The sequence below is a fragment of the Acinetobacter sp. T_3_1 genome, from assembly GCF_025377055.1.
GTDB classification, from domain to species: Bacteria; Pseudomonadota; Gammaproteobacteria; order Pseudomonadales; family Moraxellaceae; genus Acinetobacter; species Acinetobacter kookii.
Genome location: NZ_JACHVD010000002.1, coordinates 69478 through 94889, shown reverse-complemented (window position 1 = coordinate 94889; position 25412 = coordinate 69478). Strand labels below are relative to the sequence as shown.

Here is a 25412-nt window from a genome sequence, read left to right as displayed (position 1 = left end):
GGCCTCTTTTAAGTGTGGATGCAATAGAGAATATCAATAATAACCAGACGAGCTTTGGGCATGTAAAAAAGCCGGAATCAAACCAGTTAAGGCTGCACGGATATCGGCACGTTCGTTAATCAACTGGTGTGATCCTTCTTCCAGCATCAATAATGTCTGCAAACGGAACTTGCGACGAATAAACTCGATATTATAACGCCAGTCCACAGTCTGATCCTGCGCTCCCTGTGCCAGCCAGACAGGAATGCGGCAAGCAGGACGCGCTTCCATTTCCTGCATCCATTTTGACATGGCCAGAATCCAGTCCATTCCCATCATACGGGGCTGTAACGGATCTTTTAAACGAACAAAACGCAGAAATTCAGGATTGTGGTTATTGCGTCTAAAATGCCGTGGTACCTGACGCTTAATACGCCGGATAATACCCAGACCGACCGAATTATGCCACCACGCCGTCTTGGCCGGTCGAATCAGGGGTGAAAGCAATAAAACACGGTCTACATAGGGATTTTCACGACGTTGGGCAAATTCCAGCAAATGATGCATCCAGATGGCACCACCCGTACTCTGCCCGATGCCTAACCAAGGTTTCGGCAATTGTTCAGCATTTTTAATGTAGTGATAAACCGCATGCAATACCTGCTGGTAATGGTCAAAATTCTTGATGTTTGCCGGAGAACCATCACTGAGGCCATGACCGGGCAAATCATAAGTAATGACACTAAACCCCTGTTCCAGCAATTCACGAATAATCGGCTGGTAAATTCCGCTATGTTCCAGATAGCCATGCAGTAAAAATACCGTACCGCGTATTTTCGGCAAGGCAATTTTTTCCAGATGTGGTTGAAACACCTGTACATGCAATTTAAACAAAGGCATTTGTACATAGCCTTGCCAATGCTCACAATCCAGCAGATGCAAACCATATAACTGACGATAAGCCTGAATTTCGACTGAAGGCTGATAAGGCTTGTTCAGATTTAATGCTTCAAGTAACTGAGGTGTGGTTTCACGGCTTGGAACGGGTAAATCCAGCTGTTTTAAAATGGCAGGATTTAAGAATGGAATATCGGGCATTAAGGTACCTCTCGGCAATCACTGGAACCAAACCAGATATCACGAATAGTGGCTAACATTTCATAATTGGCACGGCGACTATGGTCATAATTCTGTTCACTTGGACGCCACTTGGTCAATTGAGTCGGCATGGGTGCTTCTACGGGTACAGTTTCAATACCATTCAAGGCAAATAAACGACGGGTACGCGGCATATGATAACGGTCAGTAATCAAAATCACCCGTGGAGCTCCACCTTTTTTCTGCAATAATAATGAGCTAAAACGCGAATTTTCACAGGTATTCATACTGCGGTCTTCCAGCAGTTTCGCATCGACATTATATGCCTTTAACCAGCGCTGCATATAAGGTGCTTCTACACCACTCAGCACAATCGGTAAGCGATACTGCTGTTCTATGGCTAAGGTTTTTTCCAGGCGCAGACGGGTATATTTGTTTACTACTATATCCTTTCTGTTTTTATCCAGTGTTAGCCCGCCACCCAGAACCACAATCGCATAGGGTTTAGAACTTTGTGGCTGTGATTGTTCATTTTGCTCCTGAATCAGGGCAATATCCTGATAGATGGTTTCATCGACAGCTTCGCTGGCCACCTTTTCCTTTTCTATTTCATGCTTGCGCAGAAAATCCAGATATTTTTCCATTAAGGCCTGATTTTCAGTACTGTTTAAATCCAGCAAGTCTTTAACCGTTTGAGCTGGATCTTCTGCTTCAGATGCAGCCTCGACCGGCTTTGCCAGCAGCGGAACCTGCGGTTTGTCCTGTTGTTGTTCTTCCTGAATCTGGGCATCTTCAATGGTTTGCTGCAAGGCCTTGTAACGCGCCTGAATCAGAATTAAATCCTGTGAATTTTGCGACTGGATCGCCTCTTCCATCAATTTCAGGTAGGCTTGACGGGCAATCCAGACTCTGGAACCTGGCTCCAGATTTTCATGTTCACTCAAGGCTGCCATTTGCTGGCTTTTTGCTGCCACCTGATTCACTTCTACAGGCACAAAACTGTTCAGCGCACTCACGACCCAACCAGAATAAAAGGGTGAATAAAGCAAAACCATGAAACAGCCGAACAGTACAAATAGCACTGAAGCTATTTGTACCAGTCGTACCATCCAATGCGATTTCGCCATCATTTTTATTCCATGTGTGAACGAATTAAACCGGTTTCATCAAACAGCACCGGTTCAGGCTCTAACAAAATATCAAATTTTTGCTGTACATCATGCTGTACAGCCTGGTAGGTGGCTTGAACATCTGCCAGATTGGCCTGATCATAATTCACCAGCACCAAGGCTTGCTTATGAAACATGCCCACCATGCCCAGTTTTTTACCCTTCCAGCCCGATTGATCGATCAACCAGCCTGCTGCAATTTTAACGCCACCTTTGGCCTGAGGATAATGGGGTAATTGTGGAAATGTCTGTGCTAAATGGTCAAAAAGCTGTTCAGAAATAATCGGATTTTTAAAGAAACTTCCCACATTAGGATATTCTTTTGGATCTGGCAATTTGCTTTGACGAATCTGAATCACTTGTTTTTGCAGGTTTTCAGCCGTCTGATCTTCACCTACCGCCTGCTTAAGATCACCATAATTCAGCATTAAATGTGCTTGCTTAAGCAATTTAAAAGTCACATGAGTAATCACAAAACGATTTGGATCGTCTTTAAAAATACTATACCGATAGGAAAAGTGACAATCTTGAGCCAGAATGGTGCTGAATTGTTCCAGCTGACGATCATAGACTTGAACCGACTCGATAAACTCGCCCACTTCTACTCCATAAGCACCAATATTCTGTACCGGAGACGCACCCACCAGACCTGGAATGAGCGCCAGATTTTGCAGGCCATATAAATGATTTTCTGTGGTCCATAGCACAAAGTCATGCCAGACTTGCCCAGCCCCGACACGAATGGTCTTGCTGTCATCATCTTCGGCAATATCTTCAATACCCTGAATGTCCATATGCATCACAAGCGCATGGATTTTTTCAGGCAATAGCATGTTGCTGCCACCCGACAAAATCAAAACATTTAACTGCTGTTGCTTGGCATAATTTAAGGCATCTACCAATTCAGCGGTAGATTGTACTTTGCAGTAATGCGATGCGGTTGCATCAAGACTCAAGGTATTAAAAGGCTTAAGTTGAATTTGAGTTTGAATATTCATGTGCTTAAACCTTTATTTCACATCAATCTGTTGTTTGAACTGCTGTTCAAAAATAGCCACCCACGCCAAGCTGCTCGATTCACACTGATCGAGTACACGCTCAAAGCCATCCGCCCCGCCATAATATGGATCCGGCAAGGCCTGTTTGGGATAATTCTGATCGTATTCACTCATCAATGCAATTTTTGCCCGAATTTGACTGGCAGCATAGGCCTTTTCAGCCTGTTGTAGAAGCGCTTGAATATTGAATAAATTTTCATGATCCATCGCCAGAATAAGATCAAATTCAAGAAAATCTTGCGCTTTTAACTGGCGCGCCCGTAACGATGATAAATCATAACCGCGCTTTAAGGCATGTTTCTGGCTACGCTCATCTGGTGCTTTTCCAGGATGGTAATTACTGGTTCCTGCGGAGTCGATCATAATATTCAGTTGCTGTTTATCACAAAAATGCCTAAGAACAACTTCTGCCGTGGGAGAGCGGCAAATATTTCCTAAACATACACATAACACCTTATAGGGCGTTTTGGATGACATAACAACCTCAATTACTGCTTTATTTTCAGGTGTCTTATGTTAAGTTATTTAGAGGATGAATCCTATAGAACACTAAAACAATAATCTTGAATTTGATATCAAAAAGGAAGCAATAGATGAGCCATTTTCAATTTCAAACCGTCTCGAATATTATTTCTGGACTGGGCTCGATCTATGAGTTAAAGCCATTATTACAACAACACGCTTATAAAAAACTGCTGCTGGTCACCGATGCTGGCATCATTCAGCAGCAACTGCATATGCCGATTATAGAAATTTTAGAATCGATTCGACTGCCCTATGCGATTTATTCCAACGTTCAGGCCGATCCCCCTGAACAGATTGTATTGGACGCTGTAAACTTCGCTAAAAATGAACAAGCGGACATCATATTGGGGTTCGGGGGTGGCAGTTCACTGGATGTTGCCAAAGTAATTGCAGTTTTGGCTCATCCGCAGCAACAACAGCGCTTGCAGGATTTATATGGCATCAATAATGCCAAACACCCCAGATTACCGCTGTTTCTGGTTCCGACCACGGCAGGTACAGGTTCCGAAGTTACCCCCATCTCGATTGTCACTACAGGTGAAACCAGCAAAACCGGTATTGTTGCTCCAGTTTTATTTGCCGATGTCGCCATTTTAGATGCAACCTTTACACAGAACCTGCCTGCGCATATTACAGCGGCAACCGGCATCGATGCGATGGTGCATGCGATTGAAGCCTATACTTCAAAAATCAAAAAGAATCCCTATGCCGACATGTTAGCCAAACAGGCGTTAAGATTACTCAATAAAAATCTAAGTTTGGTCCTGGCAGATGGGCAGAATTTAGAAGCACGGCAAAATATGCTGGTCGGCTCCATGCTCGCCGGACAGGCCTTTGCCAATGCTCCAGTGGCAGCAGTCCATGCGCTGGCTTATCCCTTAGGCGGACATTTTCATATTTCACATGGGCATAGCAATGCTCTGGTGTTGACCGAAGTGTTAAAGTTCAACGCCCCGAATGCTAAACAGTACTATGCCGAGCTGATGTGCTGGCTTGACCCGAAAAGCAACGGCAGTACAGACGGTCTATGTGATTTATTTATTGACCACATGCAGAATCATCTGGACAAAAGCGGCCTGATTTTAAGGTTGAAAGATTTGAATGTGCCTGAAAATATGCTGGAACAACTGGCCAATGATGCGATGCTACAAACCCGGCTGTTGCAAAATAACCCGCGTGATCTCAACCAACATGACGCACGGGAAATTTATCAAGCTATTTATGCTTAAATCAAACTTATACTGCTAATAAAAATAAAGATTTAAGTAATATCCAAATTGCTTTTACAGTTATTACAGGTCATCCAGTTTTATTGAGATGAGCTATTTTTAACTTGTATTTTCATAGGCTTCCCAGAAAAAAATGAAATCATTAAAGTGACTATAGCAATGAAACAGATTCCTAAACATCGTGCCGATTTTTCATACTTTTTACCGATTCAAACCCGCTGGTCGGATAATGATATTTATGGACACGTCAACAATGTGACTTATTACAGTTATTTTGATACCGCTGCCAATGCCCTGCTGATCGAAAAAGCAGACTTTGACATTCGCTATTCGCCAGTCATTGGCCTGGTGGTCGATTCGTCATGCAGTTTTTTTCAGGAACTGTCTTATCCTGAAATCATTGATGTCGGCGTAGCAATTTCGAAACTGGGCAATTCATCCGTACAATACGATTTGGCCATTTTTAAACAGGGTCATGAGGTGGCTTCTGCACAAGGTCATTTCGTGCATGTATTTGTAGACCGGCAAACACGAAAAAGCACCCCGATTCCAATTAAAATACGGGATGCGCTATACCAATATAGTGTGAATGAATAAGCTTATTTGAGCTGAATATTCTGTATTTCACCGTCAAAGTTTTGCAGAAGCTCCTTGACTGCTGGTTCTGCATGCAGCAGCTCTGCCGCACGTGCATAGGCTTTTTCTTTACGCTCACTTTGCATGCTATACGGCGTTGTGGTTTCTACATCTGCATAATGAACCTGAAAATGTGTACCCGGCCATTCGGTTTTTAATGCCTGCTCCAAGGCATGCTGCAACTGGGTCAACAACGCTTCATATTGCTTTGGAATATGGAAAATCGTTTCACCATTGATTTGCCCCGTCATTACACCCTGTTGTGCCAATTCTTGAACTGCCGGTGACAGATGACTGTTACGGAACCAGTACTCCCACTTATCCACCGTCCATTCGCCTTCAAGAACCTGAGGCTTTAGTTTTAAAATATCTTGTGGCATCAATTTCGATGAAGCATCGGTCAGATTGCCTTGTAGATCTTCAGGTGCCGGAACAGCCGGCTCAGCTGCCAAATCAAATAATGAATCTTGGGCTGTTTCCTCTACTGCTTGCTGAGCTTGCTCCGGAACTTCAGCTTGAGATTCGGTCGGTGTGGCTTCACCGGTTGCTAAAGGTGCTATTTCATCAAACAGGAAATCATCGCTGCTGCCTTCATCAGCTGTAGTGCTTACTGCTTCAGGCTCATCGTCAAAGCCAAATAATGCATCGTCACTGGAGGGATCAAAGACAATTTTTTCCGACTGTGCTTGAGCCGGATTCAATGGCGTATTTGATGCTGGAGATACAACTTCATCTTCTACCGTGTCCTGTTCCAGGAAATCATCCGAACTGGGTTCATCTATAGAAGATTGAGCTGCAACTTCATTAAATGGGTCATCATCATACTGAGACTCATCAAAATCATCATATACAGCTGTTGATTCAACAGGGTCCGGCTCTACCGCTACATGCTGCGATGCTTGCTGCTGTAAAATTTCTGAATGAACCGGCTGTGGTACGACGGACTGAACGTTTTCTGTAACGACCGATGCTTGTGATAGCGGAATTTCATTGGGCTGTAATGGACGGAACGCCAATAAGCGCAATACGCACATTTCAAAGCCCTGCTCTTGCGTCACGGCAAGTTGCAGGTCAGCACGGCCTTTACAAGCCACCTGATAATACAACTGTAAATCTTGTGCTGAAATGCGTTGCGACAACTGCATAATCTTTTGATTGATTTCAGCACTGTATTTCAAGCTCAGCTCAGGCAGATATTGCAACAATGCCAGCTCATGCAGGGTTGAAATCAACTGATCCAGAACCAGTGAAACATCCAGCGCCTGCTGGCGGAATTGCATCAGCAATTCACTGACACGGGCTTTCTGGTTTTGGTGAATAGCTAAAATCAGATCATAAATGATGGTGCGGTCAATCAGGCCCAACATGTCTTTGACATCTTGATACTGAATTTCACCCTGACCATAGGCAATGGCCTGATCGGTTAATGATAGCGCATCACGAAGTGAACCCTGGGCAGATTCGGCAATTTGCCAGATCGCATCCTGTTCGGCCTGAATCTGTTCCTGCTTGAGAATATTGCTCAGATGTTCGGTAATTTCATCAACTGCCAGCGGACGCAAAGTAAATTGCAGGCAGCGTGAAATCACGGTAATCGGTAATTTTTGTGGATCGGTTGTAGCGAACAGGAATTTCACATGTTCTGGCGGTTCTTCTAATGTTTTGAGTAAGGCATTGAAGGAATGCGTCGAGAGCATATGCACTTCATCGATCAGATAAACCTTAAAACGACCTTGTGTAGGTGCATAGGGAACATTATCCAACAATTCACGTGTATCTTCTACTTTTGTACGTGATGCTGCATCAATTTCGATTAAATCGATAAAACGACCTTCATTCACTGCCTTACAGGTTGGGCATACTTCACACGGTGTTGAGGTCACACCAGTTTCACAGTTCAGACATTTTGCCAAAATACGGGCAATGGTGGTTTTACCTACTCCGCGAGTCCCGGTAAACAAATACGCATGATGTAACCGACCACGTTCCAAGGCACTCGTTAATGCGCGTGACACATGGTTTTGCCCCACCAATTCCTTAAAATTACGTGGACGGTATTTTCGTGCAAGTACTTGATACATGTATGCTCCTTTTTACAGGTCTAAGCATACTGTTTTTTTATAAAATAGTGAAATAAATGGCAGCATTTGCGCAATAAAAATCCTGTATTTATCCGGCTTAAGTACAGGATTTAAAATTGTCTGAATAAGCGAATTAAGCCAACTTACCTAAAAGAAAATCACTTTGCATCTGATAAGGTTTTGCCGTCTTGTCTACACGAATTTCGAGGACTTTTTCATCCAAATCCACATAAAGCAAATTACGTGTAGGCACATTGATCAGCTCAATTTTGTTCTCATCTTTGGCATCGAAACGCAGCTGACCAGTCAGGGTTTCCAATTCGTTATGGCCACTCAAACTTTCACGGGTTAAGGTATAGGTTTGATCCTCATGCAATGCCAAACTCACAGCCATGCCCGGACAATCATCACAACGTGAAAGACAGCCCATGCATGGCGTTGTCCCTTCATATTTTCCTGCCCATGCTGCCTGTTGCTTTTGCGATTCTATCGATGCCTTGGCTTGCGTATCCGATTGGTTAGCATCCTGACATCCCAATAACGCAGCACTTGCCAATAAAGGAATTAACACGACATTTTTCATAAAATATCAACAGCAGCTAGAATCGCTGGCAAAGTAGCATATTTTCCCGTTATTTTCCCAAGCAAAATGTTGCAAATTAAAACCAGCCTTTACGACCATATAAAATCCGATCTGTACAGCGCAATGCTTCCTGCGTTAAGCCCCATAATCGGTAATCTCCTGTAATCGAGGCGACAGGGAAATTATGGGTATAGGCAAAACTTAAACCACGCTCCGGATCGCACCACGCACCAGAGCCATTAAAGCCCATATGACCAAATCCTGAGGATGATTTTCCTAAGGTTAAAACCCGGTGATAACCCAAACGCCAATGCATCGGTAATGGCATGATCCGGTCACGCCGGGTATATTGTATTTGACTTAATTGCTGAAAGACTTCAGGCTGAATCAACTGCTGCCCTTGCCACTCCCCAGCATTGGCAAGCATTGCGTAAATACGTGCCAGGCTGTTGGCGCTAAACACACCCGTTGCCGCAGGAATAATGGCCTGTAGTCCTGCATCGCTAAAGAAGCTGAAATTTTTCATCCCTTTGGGAATCATGGCATCCTGAAAATCTTGAGGGTTTTGACCGGAAAGTTCTAACAGTTTATCCAAGGGAGATGCTTTGCGTGCCTGTTGATGTTTGACTTTAGCCTTGGCCTTTTGCGGTTTATCTGTTGAATTTTTTTGCTGAGGCACAATCCGGGCAACGTCAGCCAGTTTCTCTTCCGGTACACCAAAATAGGCAGCATCTAATTGCAATGGATCAATCAGATAGTGTTGCATCAGTTCTGCCAATGTCTTCCCTGTAGCATTTTCCAATACCCCGCCCACTTGCCAGCCAAAAGTTAAGGGCTGATATGCGGCATCTGTCGCGACTTCAAAGCGTGGCTTCGCCTGGGCAATAACGTCCAGCATGTGCGGCCAATCCGCCATTTCCGAAGCATCAGCAACAAGATGGCGAATATCATATAAACCGCTTTGGTGACTCAGCATATGCCTTAAGCTAATTTTATCTTTACCCTGTTGGGCAAATTCAGGCCAGTACCGTGCTACTGGAATGTCATAGTCAAGAAAACCTTCACTGACCAAAATATGCGCCAAGGTAGATAAAACCCCTTTACCGGTGGAATAGCAGAGCGACAAGGTATCCGCTTGCCAGCTTTCGGTTTCAGACTTTTTCCCGGTCCAGATATCAACAACCTTGCGTCCCTGAAAATAAACCACCAGAGCAGCGCCACCTAAATTCGTCCGCGCATCCTGCATCCGGCTGAATTGTGTAGCAAGGTCCATAAATCGTTCATCGACATGACCTTGATAATTTGCTGTATTGGCGAAGAGATATGCTTTGATTTCTTTCATTCAACTGTGCTTTCCATAGACCAGTAAGACATTCTATCGAGCTTAAAACAAAAAAGCCTAAATCTACAGTGACTTAGGCTTTGGTCTTAAAGTTCTTTCACACTTCCCGTAACATGTGGCTTTTTATTTTTACTGTTCCGGATGACAAACTCGGTATCCTTTCCTTCCTGAGCAGTCAAGAACTCCACTTTTGAAGGGAGATACATCGGCAGTTTAAACCACACGTCAGCGTCATAAGCATCTGGCAAAGTTAAGCTGGCCAATGCTTTCGCCTTGCTCCACATCCCATGGGCAATCGCCTGTTTAAAACCGAAGGCTTTTGCCGTGATGGCATGGATATGAATCAGGTTAAAGTCACCAGACGTTAAAGCATAACGACGCCCGATATTTTCAGAGACATTCCATTCTGCATTCAATTCATAGGCTGGCGTTTTATTGTCGACCAGTTTAGGCGCAGCCTTGACACTGGTTTTTTGACGGGCCAAATAGGTAGTTGTCCCTTCCATTACCACTTCATTGCCCACTTTCGCCGTGGTAATGAAATCAAATTGCACGCCCTTGTCATGCGGTTGCAACTCACCAAACTTGCAGGACAAGGTTAATGGCTCATTGGTCCCCACTTTGCGGCTTTGTTTAATCTGGTTGCGAATATGTACCAGACCTAAAATTGCAAACGGGAAAGCTTCCGTCGTCATCATATGCATTTGCAGGCTTTGCGATAGCACCGCCAGATAAATGGCAGGAATATAACCATTATTCTTGAAGCCACAGACTTCGTTATAAGCTTTAAGATGCTTTTGATCAACCTTGAATGAATCCACCACATATTCCACTTGCGGCAGCACTTTTTCACCTTTAGGCTTTTTAAAAATCAAGCCTTGAATCACTTTAGGATAGGCTAAATAAGGTTTTGGAAGTTGGCTAAAATGGCGAGTATTCATACAGAACCTTTGAGAAGTTTTTCTAATTTATTTAATGGAGTTCTCTCTCCCTTTGGGAGAGAGCTAGAGAGAGGGTTAATAATATATCCCCTTATCTCCCTCTCCTAAATCCTCTCCCCAAGGGAGAGGACTTTAATGTGTTAAGCCCCTAGCAAGCTTTGACCACACACACGAACCACGTTGCCATTTAAACCTGTAGACGCTGAAGATGCAAATAATGCAATCGTTTCAGCAACATCGACAGGTAAACCACCTTGACTCATTGAATTCATACGGCGGCCTGCTTCACGAATTGCAAATGGAATCGCTGCGGTCATTTGAGTTTCAATGAAGCCCGGTGCAACCGCATTAATGGTCACGCCATTTTTCAAAATCGGTGCCGTGAATTTCACTACACCAATCACGCCTGCTTTAGACGCCGCATAGTTGGTTTGTCCCAAATTGCCTGCAATACCTGAAATTGAAGACACACACACAATGCGGCCATTCGCATTGAAGCCATCATTTTCCAGCAAGTAATCATTTACTCGTTCTATTGCAGACAGATTAATGTTGATCACCAGATCCCAAAGCTCGGGCTTCATATTGGCCAAAGTTTTGTCACGGGTAATTCCGGCGTTGTGCACGATAATATCCAGACCGCCCTGCGCCGCTGCAGCCGCCTTGATTTTTTCACCCGCATCCGCAGCAGTGATATCAATCGCAAGCGTAGAACCGCCAATTTCACCGGCAACACGGTCCAGATCTGCCTGCTGTTGTGGAACGTCCAGGCAAATGACATGTGCGCCATCACGTGACAGTACATGTGCAATCGCTTCACCAATACCACGGCTGGCACCGGTGACTACAGCAGTTTTACCCGCCAGTGGTTTGGCCCAGTCTACATCGACAACCTCTGCCTTGGAAACACGAATGACTTGACCAGACACATAAGCAGAACGTGGAGAAAGTGCGAAACGTAATGTAGATTCAAGGTTTGCTTCTGCACCTTCATCGACATAAACCAGTTGTGCTGCAATCCCTTTCTTGAATTCTTTACCTACGGATTTTACAAAACCTTCAAGCGCACGCTGTGCAATGGCCTGTTTTACTGTTTTTGCAGTTTCAGGGCTAATACCTACTACCACAACACGGCCTGAAGCCTGAATTTGACGCGCAATTGGGTTAAAGAAGTTATAAAGTTCTTTCAGTTGTTCAGAGTCTTGAATGCCGGACGCATCAAAAATCACCGCTTTAAATTTTGACTCTTTGTCACCTTCATTAAATGCACCCAGGTTTAAACCTGCTTTTGCTGCAGCCTGTTGCAATTCTGAATTGTTACCCGCATAGCCATTGGCATGAATATTGGCCAGAACTTGTGCAATTGCACCCGATAATGTACTGGATGATGCAGCACCAAATAACACCGCACCTTTTACTACAGGTGAAGCTGACTCGAAACGCTCTAAAGGAGTTGGGGACGGCAAACCTAAATTTTTGATGACAAATTTACCAATAGGAGATTTTGCAAAGATTTGGTATTGATCAGTCATGTTTATTATCTCTCTTACAAATTAATTTTTGATGGTTTTGAACATATCCTTTTAACTTCAATATGATGTCAGGCACTTATATTTCAATACATCCATCAGTTTCCATAGAATCATACTTGAGTTAAACCATGGATGTCTTGACCTGAATGCTTTGCCTAATGTCATTTTAGTCAATTCAGCTGTTTTTAGATTGTGGTAATGTACACCCCAAGAATACTGTAAAATGCTTGGAAAAGCCTGATGAGCAAAACAACTCAAGAAAATCCAGCAGTCGAAAATTCTGCTACGGAAACCGTGTCAAAACCATCAAAAAGTACTGCGCGTACAAATAAAACTTCTGGCACAACAGCCAAGCCAGCAAACAATACGACTAAAACGACCCGCACTCGTTCGACTTCACCACGTAGTAAAACTACTGCATCAACTACCCAAACAGATAAATCTCCAACACCAACGTCTGTTCAACAGGATAAAACCATGAGCCAAAACACAGTTCGCCGCGTTGCTATTATCGGTGGTAACCGTATTCCTTTTGCCCGTTCAAACGGTGCTTACTTTACTGCGTCTAACAGCGACATGTTTACTGCAGCATTAAATGGCCTAGTTGAGCGTTTCAATTTACAAGGCCAACGTTTAGGCGAAGTTGTTGCTGGCGCAGTTTTAAAACACAGCCGTGACTTTAACATGACCCGTGAGTGCGTGTTAAATACTGAACTTGCTCCAGAAACACCCGCTTACGATATTCAGCAAGCATGTGGTACGGGTTTACAGGCTGCTTTCCTGGTGGCCAACAAAATTGCGCTGGGTCAAATTGAAGTGGGTATTGCCGGTGGTGTAGATACGACTTCTGATGCGCCAATCGCTTTCGGTGATGGTTTACGTAAAGCGTTACTGGAGCTTAACATCGCAAAAACTGCGAAAGACCGTTTAAAAGCGTTAACCAAAATCAATCTGAAAGACTTGATGGATGCCCCTAAAAATGGTGAGCCGCGTACCGGTCTGTCTATGGGTGACCATCAGGCGATTACCACACTTGAATGGGGCATTTCACGCGAAGCCCAAGATGAACTGGCTGCATCGTCACATCAAAAAATGGCGGCTGCGTACGAAGAAGGTTTCTTCGATGACCTGATCACGCCATTCCTCGGTTTAGAACGTGACAACAACTTACGTGCTGATTCATCTGTAGAAAAACTTGCAAAACTTAAACCGGCATTTGGTAAAGGCGATGCACGTACCATGACTGCGGGTAACTCTACTCCGCTGACTGATGGTGCATCTTGTGTACTGTTAGCTTCTGAAGAATGGGCTAAAGCCAATGGTCACGAAGTTCTCGCTTACCTGACTTTCCAGGAAACTGCAGCAGTAGATTTTGTAGAGAAAAAAGAAGGCTTGTTGATGGCACCTGCTTATGCAGTTCCACGTATGCTTGAACGTGCTGGACTTAAACTTCAAGATTTCGACTACTATGAAATTCACGAAGCATTCGCATCACAAGTTCTTTCTACCTTGAAAGCCTGGGAAGATCCTAAATTCTGTAAAGAGCGTTTAGGCCTGGATGCTCCACTGGGTTCAATTGACCGTAGTAAATTGAACGTTAAAGGTTCGTCTTTAGCAGCTGGTCACCCATTTGCAGCTACTGGCGGCCGTATCATTGCAACTGCTGCCAAACTGCTTAACCAGAAAGGTTCAGGCCGTGTGCTTGTATCGATCTGTGCTGCGGGTGGTCAAGGTGTAACAGCGATTATTGAAAAATAATCTGGCTGCTTTCACTTTGTAGACAAAGAACCCTCAGAAAGTTTAACTTCTGAGGGTTCTTTAATTTTTTTGATTGATGAAACTTTAAATTTTATCGCGTAGCACGATCCCAAGCTTCTTTAACTGCAATTCTCGCCTCACTCCAGGTTAAACGCGACAATCCTTTGTCATGATCCCATTTAATTTTTAGCTCACTTTCCACATCTTCAAAACGTGTGCTTGCGTCATAGTGAGGACGGTTTTCATAACCAATTCTATAGGCATTTTCATAATCGCGCTCATAGTCAAGGTCTGAATAGGTGGTAAGTGTTTCTGTATAATACGGTGTGCTAGGTGCGGTTTCTCGCCAATAGGCTTCTTCTTCTGTCGGATTTACTGCTTCAGCAGCACCTTTACCTGCCAAACCACCGACTACAGCACCTACCGCACCCCCCACCAAGGCTCCAACTGGACCACCGATTGCTCCAACCGCTGCCCCTGCTGTTGCACCACCTACTGCACCTACACCTGTTCCAACCGGATGTGCGCCAGGTTCACCTGTAATTGGATCTGCATTTAAATCATCTCGAGCATCTTTAGGAAGGTTTTTTACAACGTCACGATCAAAATTATCATTCATATTGGTCTTATCCTTTTATCATGCTTTTAAAATCAGGTTTAAAACAGCGGGTAAAAATTATGCACTTTTCACATATTTAAGCAGTGCAGATTTTAATATAAAGGAGATCAAGCCATCGTAATTGCAGTAAACTGTCAGTTTTAGGTTAAGGAATGTACGTTGAAAGATAAAAATCTTTTCTTAAAAAAGAAATCAAAATATTAATTGATTTTTAACTCATGCTTGATAGGTACGATTTATCTCTAAATGATTTTCTATAGCGTCATAACACCATTGGAAAATAAAGGTGTATATCAAAATACACAAGGTCATGCTGAAATCCGTCAAAATCGCTTGCCAAATTGACATCTCCAAGGCATAAGCTACCATGGGAATGGTCGCCAGCATCAAGCCACCTTCAAAACCAATGGCATGTAGAATACGCACCCCAACTGTTCTTTTCAGTTGACGTTTGGCTTCAAACTTTTCAAAAAAATGATTAAAAACCATATTCCAAATCACTGAAGTCACGGCCATTGCAATGCCTAGCGTACCGGTCACTTCCATAGGCATATCAAAAATAAAGCTCAACGCAATCGCAATGATCACCAGCAGGATTATTTCATAACTCAATGCATGGATTATCCTTCTTTTGGACATCAACATTTTAAAACTCGTTCATTTAGATGAAAGCATTTTATTTTGATAATATTGATCAATCGAATTAGATTCTTTCAAAAGTTTTGATAAATGAATATTAATCAGGAACAGCTGATCATTTTTAAGACCGTGATTGAAAGCGGCTCATTTTCTGCCGCGGCCAGAAAGCTCGGCAAAGTTCCTTCGGCGGTCAGCATGTCGATTGCCAATCTGGAAATTGACCTCAATTTATCGCTTTTTACACGTATTGGTCGTGAGCCAGTTCCCACACCCCAAGCCCTGACCTTATATGAAAAAACCGAACAACTCTTGATTGAAATTAACCAGTGGAAACAGCAGGCTTTTGCCCTGAGTCAAGGTCTGGAATCTGCCTTAAATATTGTGGTGGTTTCTGAACTGCTGCATACACAATGGATTGACTATATTTCACTGCTGGAAAAACAGTTTCCTGAACTGCAAATCAACATTTTTTCCGCGCCACAGGAAGATGCATTAAAAATGCTGCTCAACCAGACTGCGCAATTGGCACTCATGTTTGAACGTGAACAGCTGGAAGCGCGTGAACAGTTTGTCGAACTCAAACGTGAGGCCTTGGTGCCTGTTGCAGCGATCAACTCTCCATTAGCCAGATTTGAACAGCTGAGCTATGAGCAAATTTTGCAAAGCCGGCAAATTGTGGTGGCAAGTCGCGACCGCAGCATCAAACCGGAACTGTTATTTTCAAAAAGCTACTGGCGTACAGATAACCATTTATCTGCTTGTGCCATGATTCAGCAAGGTCTGGGATGGGGTGTTTTACCTTTAGAAATGTTAAATCAAAATCCACATATTCAACAGCAACTTAAAATTCTTAATTTTCTGGATTTCACTCCGAAATTTGAATATTTTGTCGACCTGGTCTGGAGTCGCGAAAGCCAGCTCGGCGCAGCTGCTCATTTTTTGATTAATCACATCCGAAATTCAAGAAAAAACATAAAATAGACAGGCCTTATACGCGCTTTTTACTTTGGATAACAGTAGATTGTGATATAACAAATAAACGGGAAATAACTTTAAGAACCACACGACAATGACTCAATCAGCTTTAGATCAATTAAAAAACCTCACCACCATTGTTGCCGACAGTAGCGATTTTTCCGCGATCGAAAAATTTCGCCCGCTTGATGCAACCACCAATCCTTCGCTGATTACAGCTGCGGCAAATCAGCCCGAAAATAAGGAACTGATTGAAGCTGCCTATGAACAGGCGAAATCTGAAGGTTATAACGGCGATCTTCTGGTCGAGCGTACCATCGATATCCTGACGGTCAAGTTTGGTGTGGAAATTCTAAAACTGATTCAAGGACGTGTTTCTACTGAAGTGGATGCAGCCCTGTCTTACGATACTGAAGCCACCATTGCCAAAGCCAAAGAGCTGCTGGAATTATATAAAACCTACGGTATCGATCAGAACCGTATCCTGATTAAAATTGCTTCTACCTGGGAAGGCATTCAGGCAGCAAAAGCCCTCGAGGCTGAAGGGATTCATTGCAACTTGACACTGTTATTCGGCTTGCATCAGGCCCAAGCCTGTGCGGATGCCAACGTCACCCTTATTTCCCCTTTTGTTGGCCGTATTCTGGACTGGTACAAAAAAGCAGAAAATGTCGATCATTATCCGATTGAGAAAGACCCGGGTGTACTTTCAGTCAAACAGATTTATCATTTCTATAAACAGCATTGCATTAAAACAGAAGTGATGGGTGCAAGTTTCCGCAGTATCGATCAGGTACTGGGATTGGCGGGTTGTGACCTGCTTACCGTTTCTCCAAACCTTTTGGCAGAACTGGAACAGGACCAGCGTGAAGTGGTGGCCCAGCTTTCCAGCGATCATGCTCAGGCGCATTGCCAGCATCAGGTTGAGCCTTTAAGTAAAGAAAGCTTTAAAGCCCAAATTGAAAAAGACTTAATGTCTTCACAACTCTTACAAAGCGGCATTGACGGATTTATTAAGGCACGTGAGCAGTTAAGTACTTTATTGCGCCAGTCTTTTGGCCTGGATGCTGAAATTAAAGCTTAATTGACTCATATCTTCCCCTAAAAAAAGCCGATTTTGTTATAGTGAACAGGTCGGCTTTTTTTATGATTTGAGAGTTTATTTTGTTCGGCATAACCGATCTTAGCACCTATATTATTGGCACCACCCTAATTGTATTGTTACCCGGCCCAAATTCACTGTATGTGATGTCCATCGCTTCGCGTTTCGGAATAAAAGCCGGCTATAAAAGTGCTTTCGGTGTCTATACCGGCGACCTGATTTTAATTCTACTGACGGCATTGGGTGCAGCCTCATTACTACATGCTTTCCCCTGGGTATTTACCTTACTGAAGATTATCGGTGCAATTTATTTAAGTTATTTAGGCATAAAATTACTGATTGCTGCCTATCACAGCTGGAATGCACTGCCTTCAAATGCCCAGATAGCAACAGTAAAAGAAAATATTGAACAGCTACAACCCTTTAAAACTGCGCTGACCATCAGTATTTTAAACCCCAAAGCCATTCTCTTTTATTTGTCTTTTTTTGTGCAGTTTGTCGATCCGGCTTATGCTTATCCGGCAGTTACCTTTACTGCACTTGCAGTGATCTTGCAGATCATTAGCATGAGCTATTTAACCATTCTGATTTTTTCTGGTGTAAAACTGGCGTCTTATTTTACTTCCCGTTATAAAGTGACAGCCTCATGTGTAGCAGCTGTGGGGCTGTTATTTTGTGGTTTTGGTATTAAGCTTGCCACCTCAACCTTGTAATTTTTAGGCGCATCAAAGCAAATTAAACTTATCAACAGCATATAAATTATGGCGATGATGGCTTTTCGGCTAAAAATGAAAGGCGTATGATTAGTACACTTTTCATCATTATAAGATGATCACAGCAAAGGATTTATGCAAAAATTTCTAGAAGACTTTTCCGTCCCTGCGGTATTTGCAGGTTTTATTACTTTTCTGGTTGGGATCAGTGTTTCATCGGTATTGGTGATTCAATCGGCCCAATTACTGGGCGCATCTACTGAACAAATCACATCTTGGTTCTGGGCATTGGGCTTAGGAATTGGGCTGTCAGGTTTGATTCTCTCCTGGAAATTTAAATATCCGGTTGCCACCTCATGGTCTACTGCTGGACTGGCGCTTATTTTAGCCACCGGCAGTGGTTATAGCTTGCAGGAAGCCATCGGCGCATTTCTGGTTTGCGGTTTGCTCAGTGCCATATTAGGTTTTTCTGGTATTTTTCAGCGCGTTTTATCCTATATTCCCCAGAGCTTAACCAGTGCCATGTTAGCGGGCGTGCTGCTCAAATTCGGCATTGCACTTTTTGCCAGCATGCAAAATGATTGGGGATTCATCCTTTCATTATTAACCGTCTATATTCTGTCTAAACGCCTGTCACCGCGTTACAGCATCGTCATTACGGTGATTGCCGGACTGCTGCTGTGCCCCATATTCATGCAGTTCCATCCAGCAAACATTCAATTTAGTTTAGCCCAGCCGGTATGGACAACGCCTGAATTTAGCTGGTCAGCCACTTTGGGTTTAGCCCTGCCTTTATTCGTCATTAATATGGCATCCCAATATTTACCGGGTCTTGCCATGATCAAGAGTTATGGCTATGAGCCAAATATCAACCAGCTGATTGGCTGGACAGGTACGGCGCAAAGTGTTTTGGCACCGTTCGGATGCTTTTCCGTAAATATTGCCGCAATCAGTGCTGCAATCAGCCTGGATGATCAGGCACACCCCGACAAGAAAAAGCGCTACATTGCCGGAATAAGCTGCGGCTTTTTTTATATTCTGATGGGTTTGTTTGCGGCAACGCTGACCAGTCTTTTAATGTCATTCCCTGGCGTGTTTATCACCGCACTAGCAGGTATTGCTTTATTCGGGACCATTGGACACAACATTGCGCTTGCTTTTCATCAGCCTGCTGAACGCGAAGCTGCATTATTAACTTTTTTATTCAGCGCTTCTGGAATCCAGTTCTTTGGCATAGGTTCAGCATTCTGGGGGTTAATTTTTGGTATTGCCGTATCTATCATATTCAAGTTTAAAGTCGCAAAATCCTGAAAATAACCCGCTACTGGACAATTCATAATCCAGCACAGGGTTATGCAGGATAGTGATTTTTTTAATATTTCTGCTTAAGCTATGCCTGATGGCATAGGCAATTCCTAAAGGAATGGTTTTAAGTACTTGCAATAATAAATAGAATGAAATGACATCAAACACAAATACCAGCAAATCCGGTCCCAGTTTGCCAAAGCCTTCGGGCTGGACCAGAAAAGTTGCACCGGTTACTTCTGAAGGAATAGCCAAACCCAATAAGATATAAGCCTATAAAATAGCATTCATCTCATCTCTTCCTCAATCTGTCTTTATAAGGCTATCTTACCTAGATTAAGTCTTTTCCAGTCTTTGAAATATTGAATGATCTAGAAATTAGACAATAAAGCAGAAGCACTATATTTTTGTATAAACTGGATTGTTTGCTGAAAGGTCTGCTGACTGGCCTTTTTACCCATCATAAACTGATACTCATGCACTAGAAACTCTTTAGATTCCGGATAAAAAACCTCGGTTACCGGTATTTTCTGGCGAAGCAAAGCATTTACAAAAGGTACCGACTGGGTCTGGGTCAAAAAGTCTTTATTTCCTCCACTAATGAATACCGGAGGATAATTCACGGTTAAATATTGAATGGGAGAAATACTTTTTAAAAAATCCGCATCATCCTTTTTATTGCCCGTATAAGCCTGGACCAGATTAACGATGCCCCATTCGATGAGTTTCACTTTATCCGGAGCAGTATTAATGAAGGCATTCAGATCATAAATACCACAATGCAGGATCAAGCCTTTAATTTGCTCCCGTTGAATAAACGGTGTCATGGCAGACTGCCGGGAAAAATCTGGATTACTGATTAAAGCGGCATAATGGCTGGCTAAATTGGCGCCTGCCGAATCGCCCGCCAAATACATGCGCCGGGCATCAATATGGTAAATCTTGGCATGCTCGCTAATAAATTTTAATGCCTGATTAATTTGCAAGAGCTGCTCAGGATAAATCATTTGCGGCGCAAATTGGTATTCGACTGAAACCACGTTATAACCTTGGTCAGCCAATCGTTTAAAGTAGCCTCGAGCATGTTCTTTAGAGCCTGAAATTCAGCCACCGCCATGAATCCACACCACTGTAGGCCGAATTCCCAACGCTGCAATATCATGCGGTTGGTAAATATCCAGATGCAGTGCCGGATTTTGCAGATAGGCAATGTTGGTTTGCACCAACACTTCAGGAGCATGCCGGTCAATAAACTTTTTTTGCACATTGGTCGATGCATTAAACACACTGGCAATGACCTTGCTATTGCTTTGTATATTCTGGCAAGCACTACTGGAGAGTGCAGCAATGAAACATAAACTTAGACTAAAGGATTTGGAATACACAGTTTGCCCTATCAACTTCCCCTCAGAATCTAAAAGGAATCATTATATTTTCAAGCATTTTAAAGATTGTTTAAACATTTGAAAATACTGGTTTTAATATCGAGTTTTTGAGTCGGTTTTAAATGCAAAGCAGAACACACTTATATTTATGATTTTTATATAATTTAATGAATTTTAAAACATTTTTCACAGAGTAAATTGATCAATCCGACACAATATGCTATCTATAAATAATAGCTACATAATAAACTCTAAGGAATCATTCTTATGTCTTATCAAAATATTTTAGTTCCTGTTGATGGTTCTGAGATTTCTTTCTCTGCGGTTAAAAATGCAGCTCAAATTGCCAAAGCGTTTTCCAGTCAATTAACACTGATCAGCCTGGTTACTGAAGACCCATTTTCTGAAGCAGATTTCTATTATCCATCTCCTATCATGAAAGAATATTTTGTTCAGGCTTATGCCAATGCCGAAAAAGCATTGGAAAAAGCCAAAGCGATTGCCGCTGAGTATGGAGTGATTGCAACCCCTCAAATCATTAAAGGCAACATCTCGGAAGAAGGCATTCTTGAAACGGCTGAAAAATTGAAAACCGACCTGATTGTGATGGGTTCTCATGGGCGTAAAGGTTTTCAAAAATTCCTCATGGGCAGCTTTGCTCAGGATGTTTTAAAAACCACCAAGCTTCCTGTTTTAGTGGTAAAAGAATAAGTTTAAAAAAAATGAGCCCTTAAAAATCCAGGGCTCATTTTGGTTTCCTGTTTTCATGACATGATTATCCAAACTGGCTATATCATTCGTACTTTTATCTATTCAGCTACATTCATAAGGAAATTTCATGACTTATAAACATATTTTGGTTCCAGTAGATGAATCCCCTATTTCTTATGCAGCTGTTGAACAGGCACTGGCTTTAGCCAAGCCTTTAAATTGCCAGGTCACCATTACCAGCGTGATTGCTGTTGATCCTTTTGTTGGTGTTGATTTTTATAAGGTCGCACCGGCAATTACCGATTACTTTATCGAAGCTGAAAAAAATGCACAGTTAAACCTGGCAGAAATCAAGCAATCTTTCATTCGCGATGGCATTACAGTCGATACCAAAATCGTTCGCGGTGTATCACCTGCTGAAGGTATTATGCAGGTTGCCGATGAAGTGGGTGCCGATTTGATTATTATGGGCTCACATGGTCGTACCGGATTTAAAAAATTAGTGCTGGGAAGTGTGGCTCAAGAAGTCTTGACCCAGTCTCCAATTCCCGTACTGATTATGAAAGTCTGAACCATAAAAAAGTCCCTGTAATCAGGGACTTTTTATATAGGCATGTCTATCATTGGCTTCTGCTGACCTCCATGTACTTGATCTCAAGCTAGTGAACGGTCTGGGTCATATTTGCCAAAGAAGCGATCTTGAATCAACATTAAATATAGCCACAACAAAATTTATGTTTTGGAAATATGCTGATGCAAGTTTTGCAGATAAATTTCTGCTTCAAGTTTGCTGGTAAAGTTTTTTTGATAACTCCCCATTGCCTGAATATTGTTCGGTGTATATTCAATCAGCACCACAAAGTTTCCGTCAGCCGCATTTTTTGAAACCCGAATTGCAATGATATGCTGAGAATTTAGGTAAAAACCATCTTCAATTTTAACTAACAAAACCAATCTCCAGTCTATTTAGTAAAATGACAGGCTAATGCAATCACAGTCTGTTAAATGATAAAAGCTCACCTGAAGATGAGCTTTGACCTAGCTATTTTAAGCCATAACAGTGATTTATTCGACACTTTTAAAATAATTATACAATATGAATTATGTCTTACTCTGACAGGATTGAATTAAGTCAATCTAAACATAAGCAGTATTTTCAGCCCTTAAAATGTTTGAAATATCAACAAAAAAGCCTTTTCCCAGTTTGCACCAAGAAAAGGCTTTTCATGATTCAATCAATGCTCGGTTAGATACTCAACATACTGTTTAAAGTTTCAGAAACGTTTTTCGATTTCACTTGTGGTTTTAAGGCCTCAAGTGCTGTTTTGACTTCACTGCGCTGTGGTTCAGCCAAGGTATACCAGCGAGAAAGCACTTGTAATAAACGTGAACCGACAATTGGGTTTTTCTCATCCAGATATTTGGCCAAATCAATGTAGTGCTGAACACCAAAACTCCAGGTATTGACCGGATTGGCATTTAAGCCGCCACTGACCGAACGAATACGGTTAGGATTGCCCAAATCGTAGTCAGGATGTGAAGTCAGGTATTTGATGGTTTCTGCATTGGCTTTTGGATGCGCTGCCTGAACCATAAACCATTGATCTAGCGACAAGGCTTCATCTTCAAAGCGACTGTAGAAGTCTGCCAAGACTTCCTCGGCTTGTGGTGCATCATTCCAGACCAGAACTTTAAGCGCGCCCAAACGTTCCGACATGTTACCAGTATGATACTGCTCATAAGCGAGGTCAAAGGCATAGGCATCGCCCTGACGCGCCATCATACCCAGCATGATATTTCTGAGTGCACGTACACCCATTGCCTGAGAGAATTCACGTTGATTATCTGGGTCTAGGTCCAGATAAGTCTCTTTGCAGAATGCACCCAATTCACGTGCCAATGTGTCCAGCAAAGCATTACGCTGTTCCTGAATTTTGGCAGGTTGATAATCGGCATCAATACGGCTACCCAAATAGCCTTCGGTCGGTACATCAAGCAAACGTGAAGCCAATAATGGATCTTTTTCAATGACTTCAGGCAAAGTATTTTTCATGGCCTGAATATAAATGCCAGCATCATGACCTTCCAGCAAAATACGTTCCAGCAGGGTTTGAGTGGCCTGCCACTGGTTGAAACCATTGGTTTCATATTGCATCAAGAAAGCCAGTTCTTCGTCTGAATAGTTGAATTCAAGATTGACCGGTGCCGAGAAATTACGCAGCAATGAAACCACGGGTTTTGCCGTTAGGCCGCTAAATTCAATAGTTGCCTCATTTTGATCAAATAAATACACGCCATCTTTTACGCCATTTTCAAACAATGCTTCAGATTGCAGTGTATATTGCTCACCTGTTTCCGCATTAAACAGTGCTAATGCGACCGGAATAGGAACTGCTTTCAGGTTTGGATATTTTGCATTCGCTTTTAAACTTTGTTTAAAGCTTAAGCGATAGGTTTGAGTTGCAGCATCGTACTCGCCTGTGGCTTGCAGTTTTGGTGTACCCGGCTGGTTATACCAGATCAGGAATGCAGATAAATCGACACCTGAACCGACTGTCAATGCAGACACCCAGTCTTCAACCGTTACCGCCTGGCCGTCATGACGGCGGAAGTATTCGTCTGTGCCTTGACGGAATTTTTCCTTGCCAAGTAGCGTCGACATCATGCGGTTAATTTCCGCACCTTTTTCGTACACAGTTGCGGTATAGAAGTTGTTAATTTCTACAAAGTGATCTGGACGTGGCGGATGCGATAACGGACCGGAATCTTCAGGGAACTGGTGGGCTTTGAGTACAGCAACGTCATCAATACGTTGTACTGCCGCGGACTGTAAATCTTCCGAGAAAGACTGGTCACGGAATACGGTTAAACCTTCTTTCAGGCATAGCTGGAACCAGTCACGGCAAGTAATCCGGTTACCGGTCCAGTTGTGGAAATATTCATGCGCAATCACCGACTGTACCCGCATAATTGCTGCATCAGTCGTGTATTCCTCATCGGCAAGCACGCATGAAGTATTGAAGATATTCAGACCTTTATTTTCCATGGCACCCATGTTAAATGCACTGGTTGCCACAATCATGTAATTGTCCAGGTCATAGGGACGACCATAATGTTCCTCATCCCATTGCATGGAATGTTTCAGTGCTTCCATGGCAATGTGACATTTTGGAATGTCTTTTTCTTCGGCATAAATTTCCAGCGAAACATTGCGGCCTTCAGAGGTCACATAGGAATCTTTCAGTACCGCCAAATCACCAATCACGCAGGCAAACAGATAGCTTGGTTTTTTGGTCGGATCCTGCCAGATGGTATAGTGACGGCCTTCACCAGCCTCGCCCGCTTCCATCAGGTTACCGTTGGCTAACAGTACCGGAAATTTTTTATCGGCTTCGACACGTGTGGTAAATACAGACAGCACATCCGGACGGTCTGGATAGAAGGTAATTTTACGGAAACCTTCAGGCTCGTTTTGCGTTACAAACAAGTCATCACCTGCCTGATACAGACCTTCCAGCTGGGTATTGCTTTCCGGGTGAATAACCACTTCCGTTTCCAGAATGACTTGATCTGGTGCATTGGCAATCACCAGTTGTTCTGAATCGAGGCTGTAATCCGATGCAGTCAGCAGCTTGCCGTTTAAGCTAATGGATTTTAATTCCAGATCACGGCCCAGCAGCACCAAATCTCCGGCAGTCTGGCGTTTCATCACCAGGTTTGCATTGACCTGGGTATGATCGCTATATACCTGAATATCCAGATTGATTGAATCCACCAAAAAAGAAGGTTTTTGATAGTCTTTTAAATAAACTGTTTGGTCTGCTTCAACCACCGGGTTTGCCGCGATATTCATATAATGTCCTAATCCTGTCGTTCTTAAGCCAAGACTTTGTTGTTGTGAAATGCTTCGATCATACGACAACTTTCGCAATCTGTCTGTGCCATTGATTTAAGTCATATATGGGCATGTTCCTTTCAATTTTCAATTCAAATTGCGCACATTGGTACGATTAATGTCCTTATTGATGACTT

23 protein-coding genes and 1 pseudogene are annotated in these 25412 nt (G+C 42.9%); 9 read left to right on the top strand and 15 right to left on the bottom strand.

The features are described 5' to 3' along the window. Window positions 1-33: 33 nt before the first annotated feature. The 4 genes from H4I94_RS03085 to H4I94_RS03070 are packed head-to-tail and all read right to left on the bottom strand — an operon-like array spanning window position 34 to window position 3781. Complete coding sequence (locus H4I94_RS03085) at window positions 34-1077, bottom strand: alpha/beta hydrolase (protein WP_131274543.1); 1044 nt, start codon at window positions 1075-1077, stop codon at window positions 34-36. Beyond that, window positions 1077-2204: a YdcF family protein gene (locus H4I94_RS03080; RefSeq protein WP_261181439.1), complete on the bottom strand. Its 1128-nt coding sequence runs from the start codon at window positions 2202-2204 to the stop codon at window positions 1077-1079. The genes H4I94_RS03085 and H4I94_RS03080 overlap by 1 nt, the downstream gene beginning before the upstream one ends. A 5-nt stretch (window positions 2205-2209) precedes the next feature. Beyond that, a complete protein-coding gene (gene murB, locus H4I94_RS03075) occupies window positions 2210-3244 on the bottom strand; it encodes a UDP-N-acetylmuramate dehydrogenase (RefSeq protein WP_261181438.1) in 1035 nt (344 codons plus the stop codon). Between the two features lie 12 nt (window positions 3245-3256). Next, window positions 3257-3781, bottom strand: a complete 525-nt coding sequence (locus H4I94_RS03070; protein ID WP_092818313.1) for a low molecular weight protein-tyrosine-phosphatase — start codon at window positions 3779-3781, stop codon at window positions 3257-3259. A gap of 116 nt (window positions 3782-3897) precedes the next feature. On the opposite strand from H4I94_RS03070, the gene H4I94_RS03065 reads away from it, so the two are divergent. Continuing rightward, window positions 3898-5058 carry an iron-containing alcohol dehydrogenase gene (locus H4I94_RS03065; RefSeq protein ID WP_261181437.1) on the top strand — a complete coding sequence of 387 codons (1161 nt, stop codon included), beginning with the start codon at window positions 3898-3900 and terminating at the stop codon, window positions 5056-5058. Window positions 5059-5217: 159 nt separating this feature from the next. After that, on the top strand, window positions 5218-5655 hold the full coding sequence (locus tag H4I94_RS03060; protein WP_261181436.1) for an acyl-CoA thioesterase: 438 nt from the start codon (window positions 5218-5220) through the stop codon (window positions 5653-5655). Window positions 5656-5657: 2 nt separating this feature from the next. Here H4I94_RS03060 and dnaX read toward each other — a convergent pair whose 3' ends face one another. The 5 genes from dnaX to H4I94_RS03035 all read right to left on the bottom strand — a co-directional run bounded on the left by dnaX (window position 5658) and on the right by H4I94_RS03035 (window position 12173). Then, window positions 5658-7775 carry a DNA polymerase III subunit gamma/tau gene (gene dnaX / locus H4I94_RS03055; protein WP_261181435.1) on the bottom strand — a complete coding sequence of 706 codons (2118 nt, stop codon included), beginning with the start codon at window positions 7773-7775 and terminating at the stop codon, window positions 5658-5660. 133 nt (window positions 7776-7908) lie between these two features. Beyond that, window positions 7909-8358, bottom strand: coding sequence for a copper resistance protein NlpE N-terminal domain-containing protein (locus H4I94_RS03050; protein WP_261181434.1), 450 nt, complete (start codon window positions 8356-8358; stop codon window positions 7909-7911). Between the two features lie 76 nt (window positions 8359-8434). After that, a complete protein-coding gene (locus H4I94_RS03045; RefSeq protein ID WP_261181433.1) occupies window positions 8435-9700 on the bottom strand; it encodes a serine hydrolase domain-containing protein in 1266 nt (421 codons plus the stop codon). An 86-nt stretch (window positions 9701-9786) separates the two neighbouring features. Continuing rightward, window positions 9787-10641: a MaoC/PaaZ C-terminal domain-containing protein gene (locus H4I94_RS03040; RefSeq protein WP_092818319.1), complete on the bottom strand. Its 855-nt coding sequence runs from the start codon at window positions 10639-10641 to the stop codon at window positions 9787-9789. A gap of 140 nt (window positions 10642-10781) precedes the next feature. Beyond that, a complete protein-coding gene (locus H4I94_RS03035) occupies window positions 10782-12173 on the bottom strand; it encodes a 3-oxoacyl-ACP reductase (RefSeq protein ID WP_131274553.1) in 1392 nt (463 codons plus the stop codon). Between the two features lie 240 nt (window positions 12174-12413). Between H4I94_RS03035 and H4I94_RS03030 the strand changes: the two genes are divergently transcribed. Beyond that, a complete protein-coding gene (locus H4I94_RS03030; RefSeq protein ID WP_261181432.1) occupies window positions 12414-13931 on the top strand; it encodes an acetyl-CoA C-acetyltransferase in 1518 nt (505 codons plus the stop codon). 91 nt (window positions 13932-14022) lie between these two features. Here H4I94_RS03030 and H4I94_RS03025 read toward each other — a convergent pair whose 3' ends face one another. Both H4I94_RS03025 and aceI read right to left on the bottom strand, forming a co-directional pair. Continuing rightward, window positions 14023-14550, bottom strand: coding sequence for a hypothetical protein (locus tag H4I94_RS03025; protein WP_261181431.1), 528 nt, complete (start codon window positions 14548-14550; stop codon window positions 14023-14025). A 216-nt stretch (window positions 14551-14766) separates the two neighbouring features. Beyond that, complete coding sequence (aceI, locus tag H4I94_RS03020; RefSeq protein WP_261181430.1) at window positions 14767-15195, bottom strand: chlorhexidine efflux PACE transporter AceI; 429 nt, start codon at window positions 15193-15195, stop codon at window positions 14767-14769. Window positions 15196-15279: 84 nt separating this feature from the next. Here aceI and H4I94_RS03015 point away from each other — a divergent pair, with 84 nt between their 5' ends. The 4 genes from H4I94_RS03015 (at window position 15280) to H4I94_RS03000 (ending at window position 19290) form a co-directional block, all read left to right on the top strand. Next, window positions 15280-16170 carry a LysR family transcriptional regulator gene (locus H4I94_RS03015; RefSeq protein ID WP_261181429.1) on the top strand — a complete coding sequence of 297 codons (891 nt, stop codon included), beginning with the start codon at window positions 15280-15282 and terminating at the stop codon, window positions 16168-16170. A gap of 88 nt (window positions 16171-16258) precedes the next feature. After that, window positions 16259-17248: a transaldolase gene (tal, locus tag H4I94_RS03010; protein ID WP_131274558.1), complete on the top strand. Its 990-nt coding sequence runs from the start codon at window positions 16259-16261 to the stop codon at window positions 17246-17248. Between the two features lie 80 nt (window positions 17249-17328). After that, window positions 17329-17979: a leucine efflux protein LeuE gene (leuE, locus tag H4I94_RS03005; protein WP_092818326.1), complete on the top strand. Its 651-nt coding sequence runs from the start codon at window positions 17329-17331 to the stop codon at window positions 17977-17979. 135 nt (window positions 17980-18114) lie between these two features. After that, window positions 18115-19290, top strand: coding sequence for a benzoate/H(+) symporter BenE family transporter (locus H4I94_RS03000; RefSeq protein WP_261181428.1), 1176 nt, complete (start codon window positions 18115-18117; stop codon window positions 19288-19290). Here the strand turns inward: H4I94_RS03000 and H4I94_RS02995 are convergent. Together H4I94_RS02995 and H4I94_RS02990 are read right to left on the bottom strand one after the other, a co-directional pair. Further along, complete coding sequence (locus H4I94_RS02995; RefSeq protein ID WP_261181986.1) at window positions 19234-19551, bottom strand: DMT family transporter; 318 nt, start codon at window positions 19549-19551, stop codon at window positions 19234-19236. The two genes, H4I94_RS03000 and H4I94_RS02995, sit on opposite strands and share 57 nt — an antisense overlap. Window positions 19552-19655: 104 nt before the next feature. Beyond that, window positions 19656-20669, bottom strand: a pseudogene (locus tag H4I94_RS02990) (alpha/beta hydrolase). Window positions 20670-20936: 267 nt separating this feature from the next. On the opposite strand from H4I94_RS02990, the gene H4I94_RS02985 reads away from it, so the two are divergent. Together H4I94_RS02985 and H4I94_RS02980 are read left to right on the top strand one after the other, a co-directional pair. Further along, window positions 20937-21380 (top strand): universal stress protein, encoded by a 444-nt coding sequence (locus H4I94_RS02985; protein WP_092818329.1) that lies wholly within the window; start codon window positions 20937-20939, stop codon window positions 21378-21380. A 127-nt stretch (window positions 21381-21507) separates the two neighbouring features. After that, entirely contained in the window at window positions 21508-21951 is a 444-nt protein-coding gene (locus tag H4I94_RS02980) for a universal stress protein (protein ID WP_092818330.1), read from the top strand. Between the two features lie 161 nt (window positions 21952-22112). Here the strand turns inward: H4I94_RS02980 and H4I94_RS02975 are convergent, their stop codons facing one another. Together H4I94_RS02975 and pepN are read right to left on the bottom strand one after the other, a co-directional pair. Continuing rightward, entirely contained in the window at window positions 22113-22328 is a 216-nt protein-coding gene (locus H4I94_RS02975; RefSeq protein WP_131274562.1) for a hypothetical protein, read from the bottom strand. A gap of 298 nt (window positions 22329-22626) precedes the next feature. Beyond that, window positions 22627-25233, bottom strand: a complete 2607-nt coding sequence (gene pepN, locus H4I94_RS02970) for an aminopeptidase N (protein WP_261181427.1) — start codon at window positions 25231-25233, stop codon at window positions 22627-22629. Between the last annotated feature and the right edge of the window lie 179 nt (window positions 25234-25412).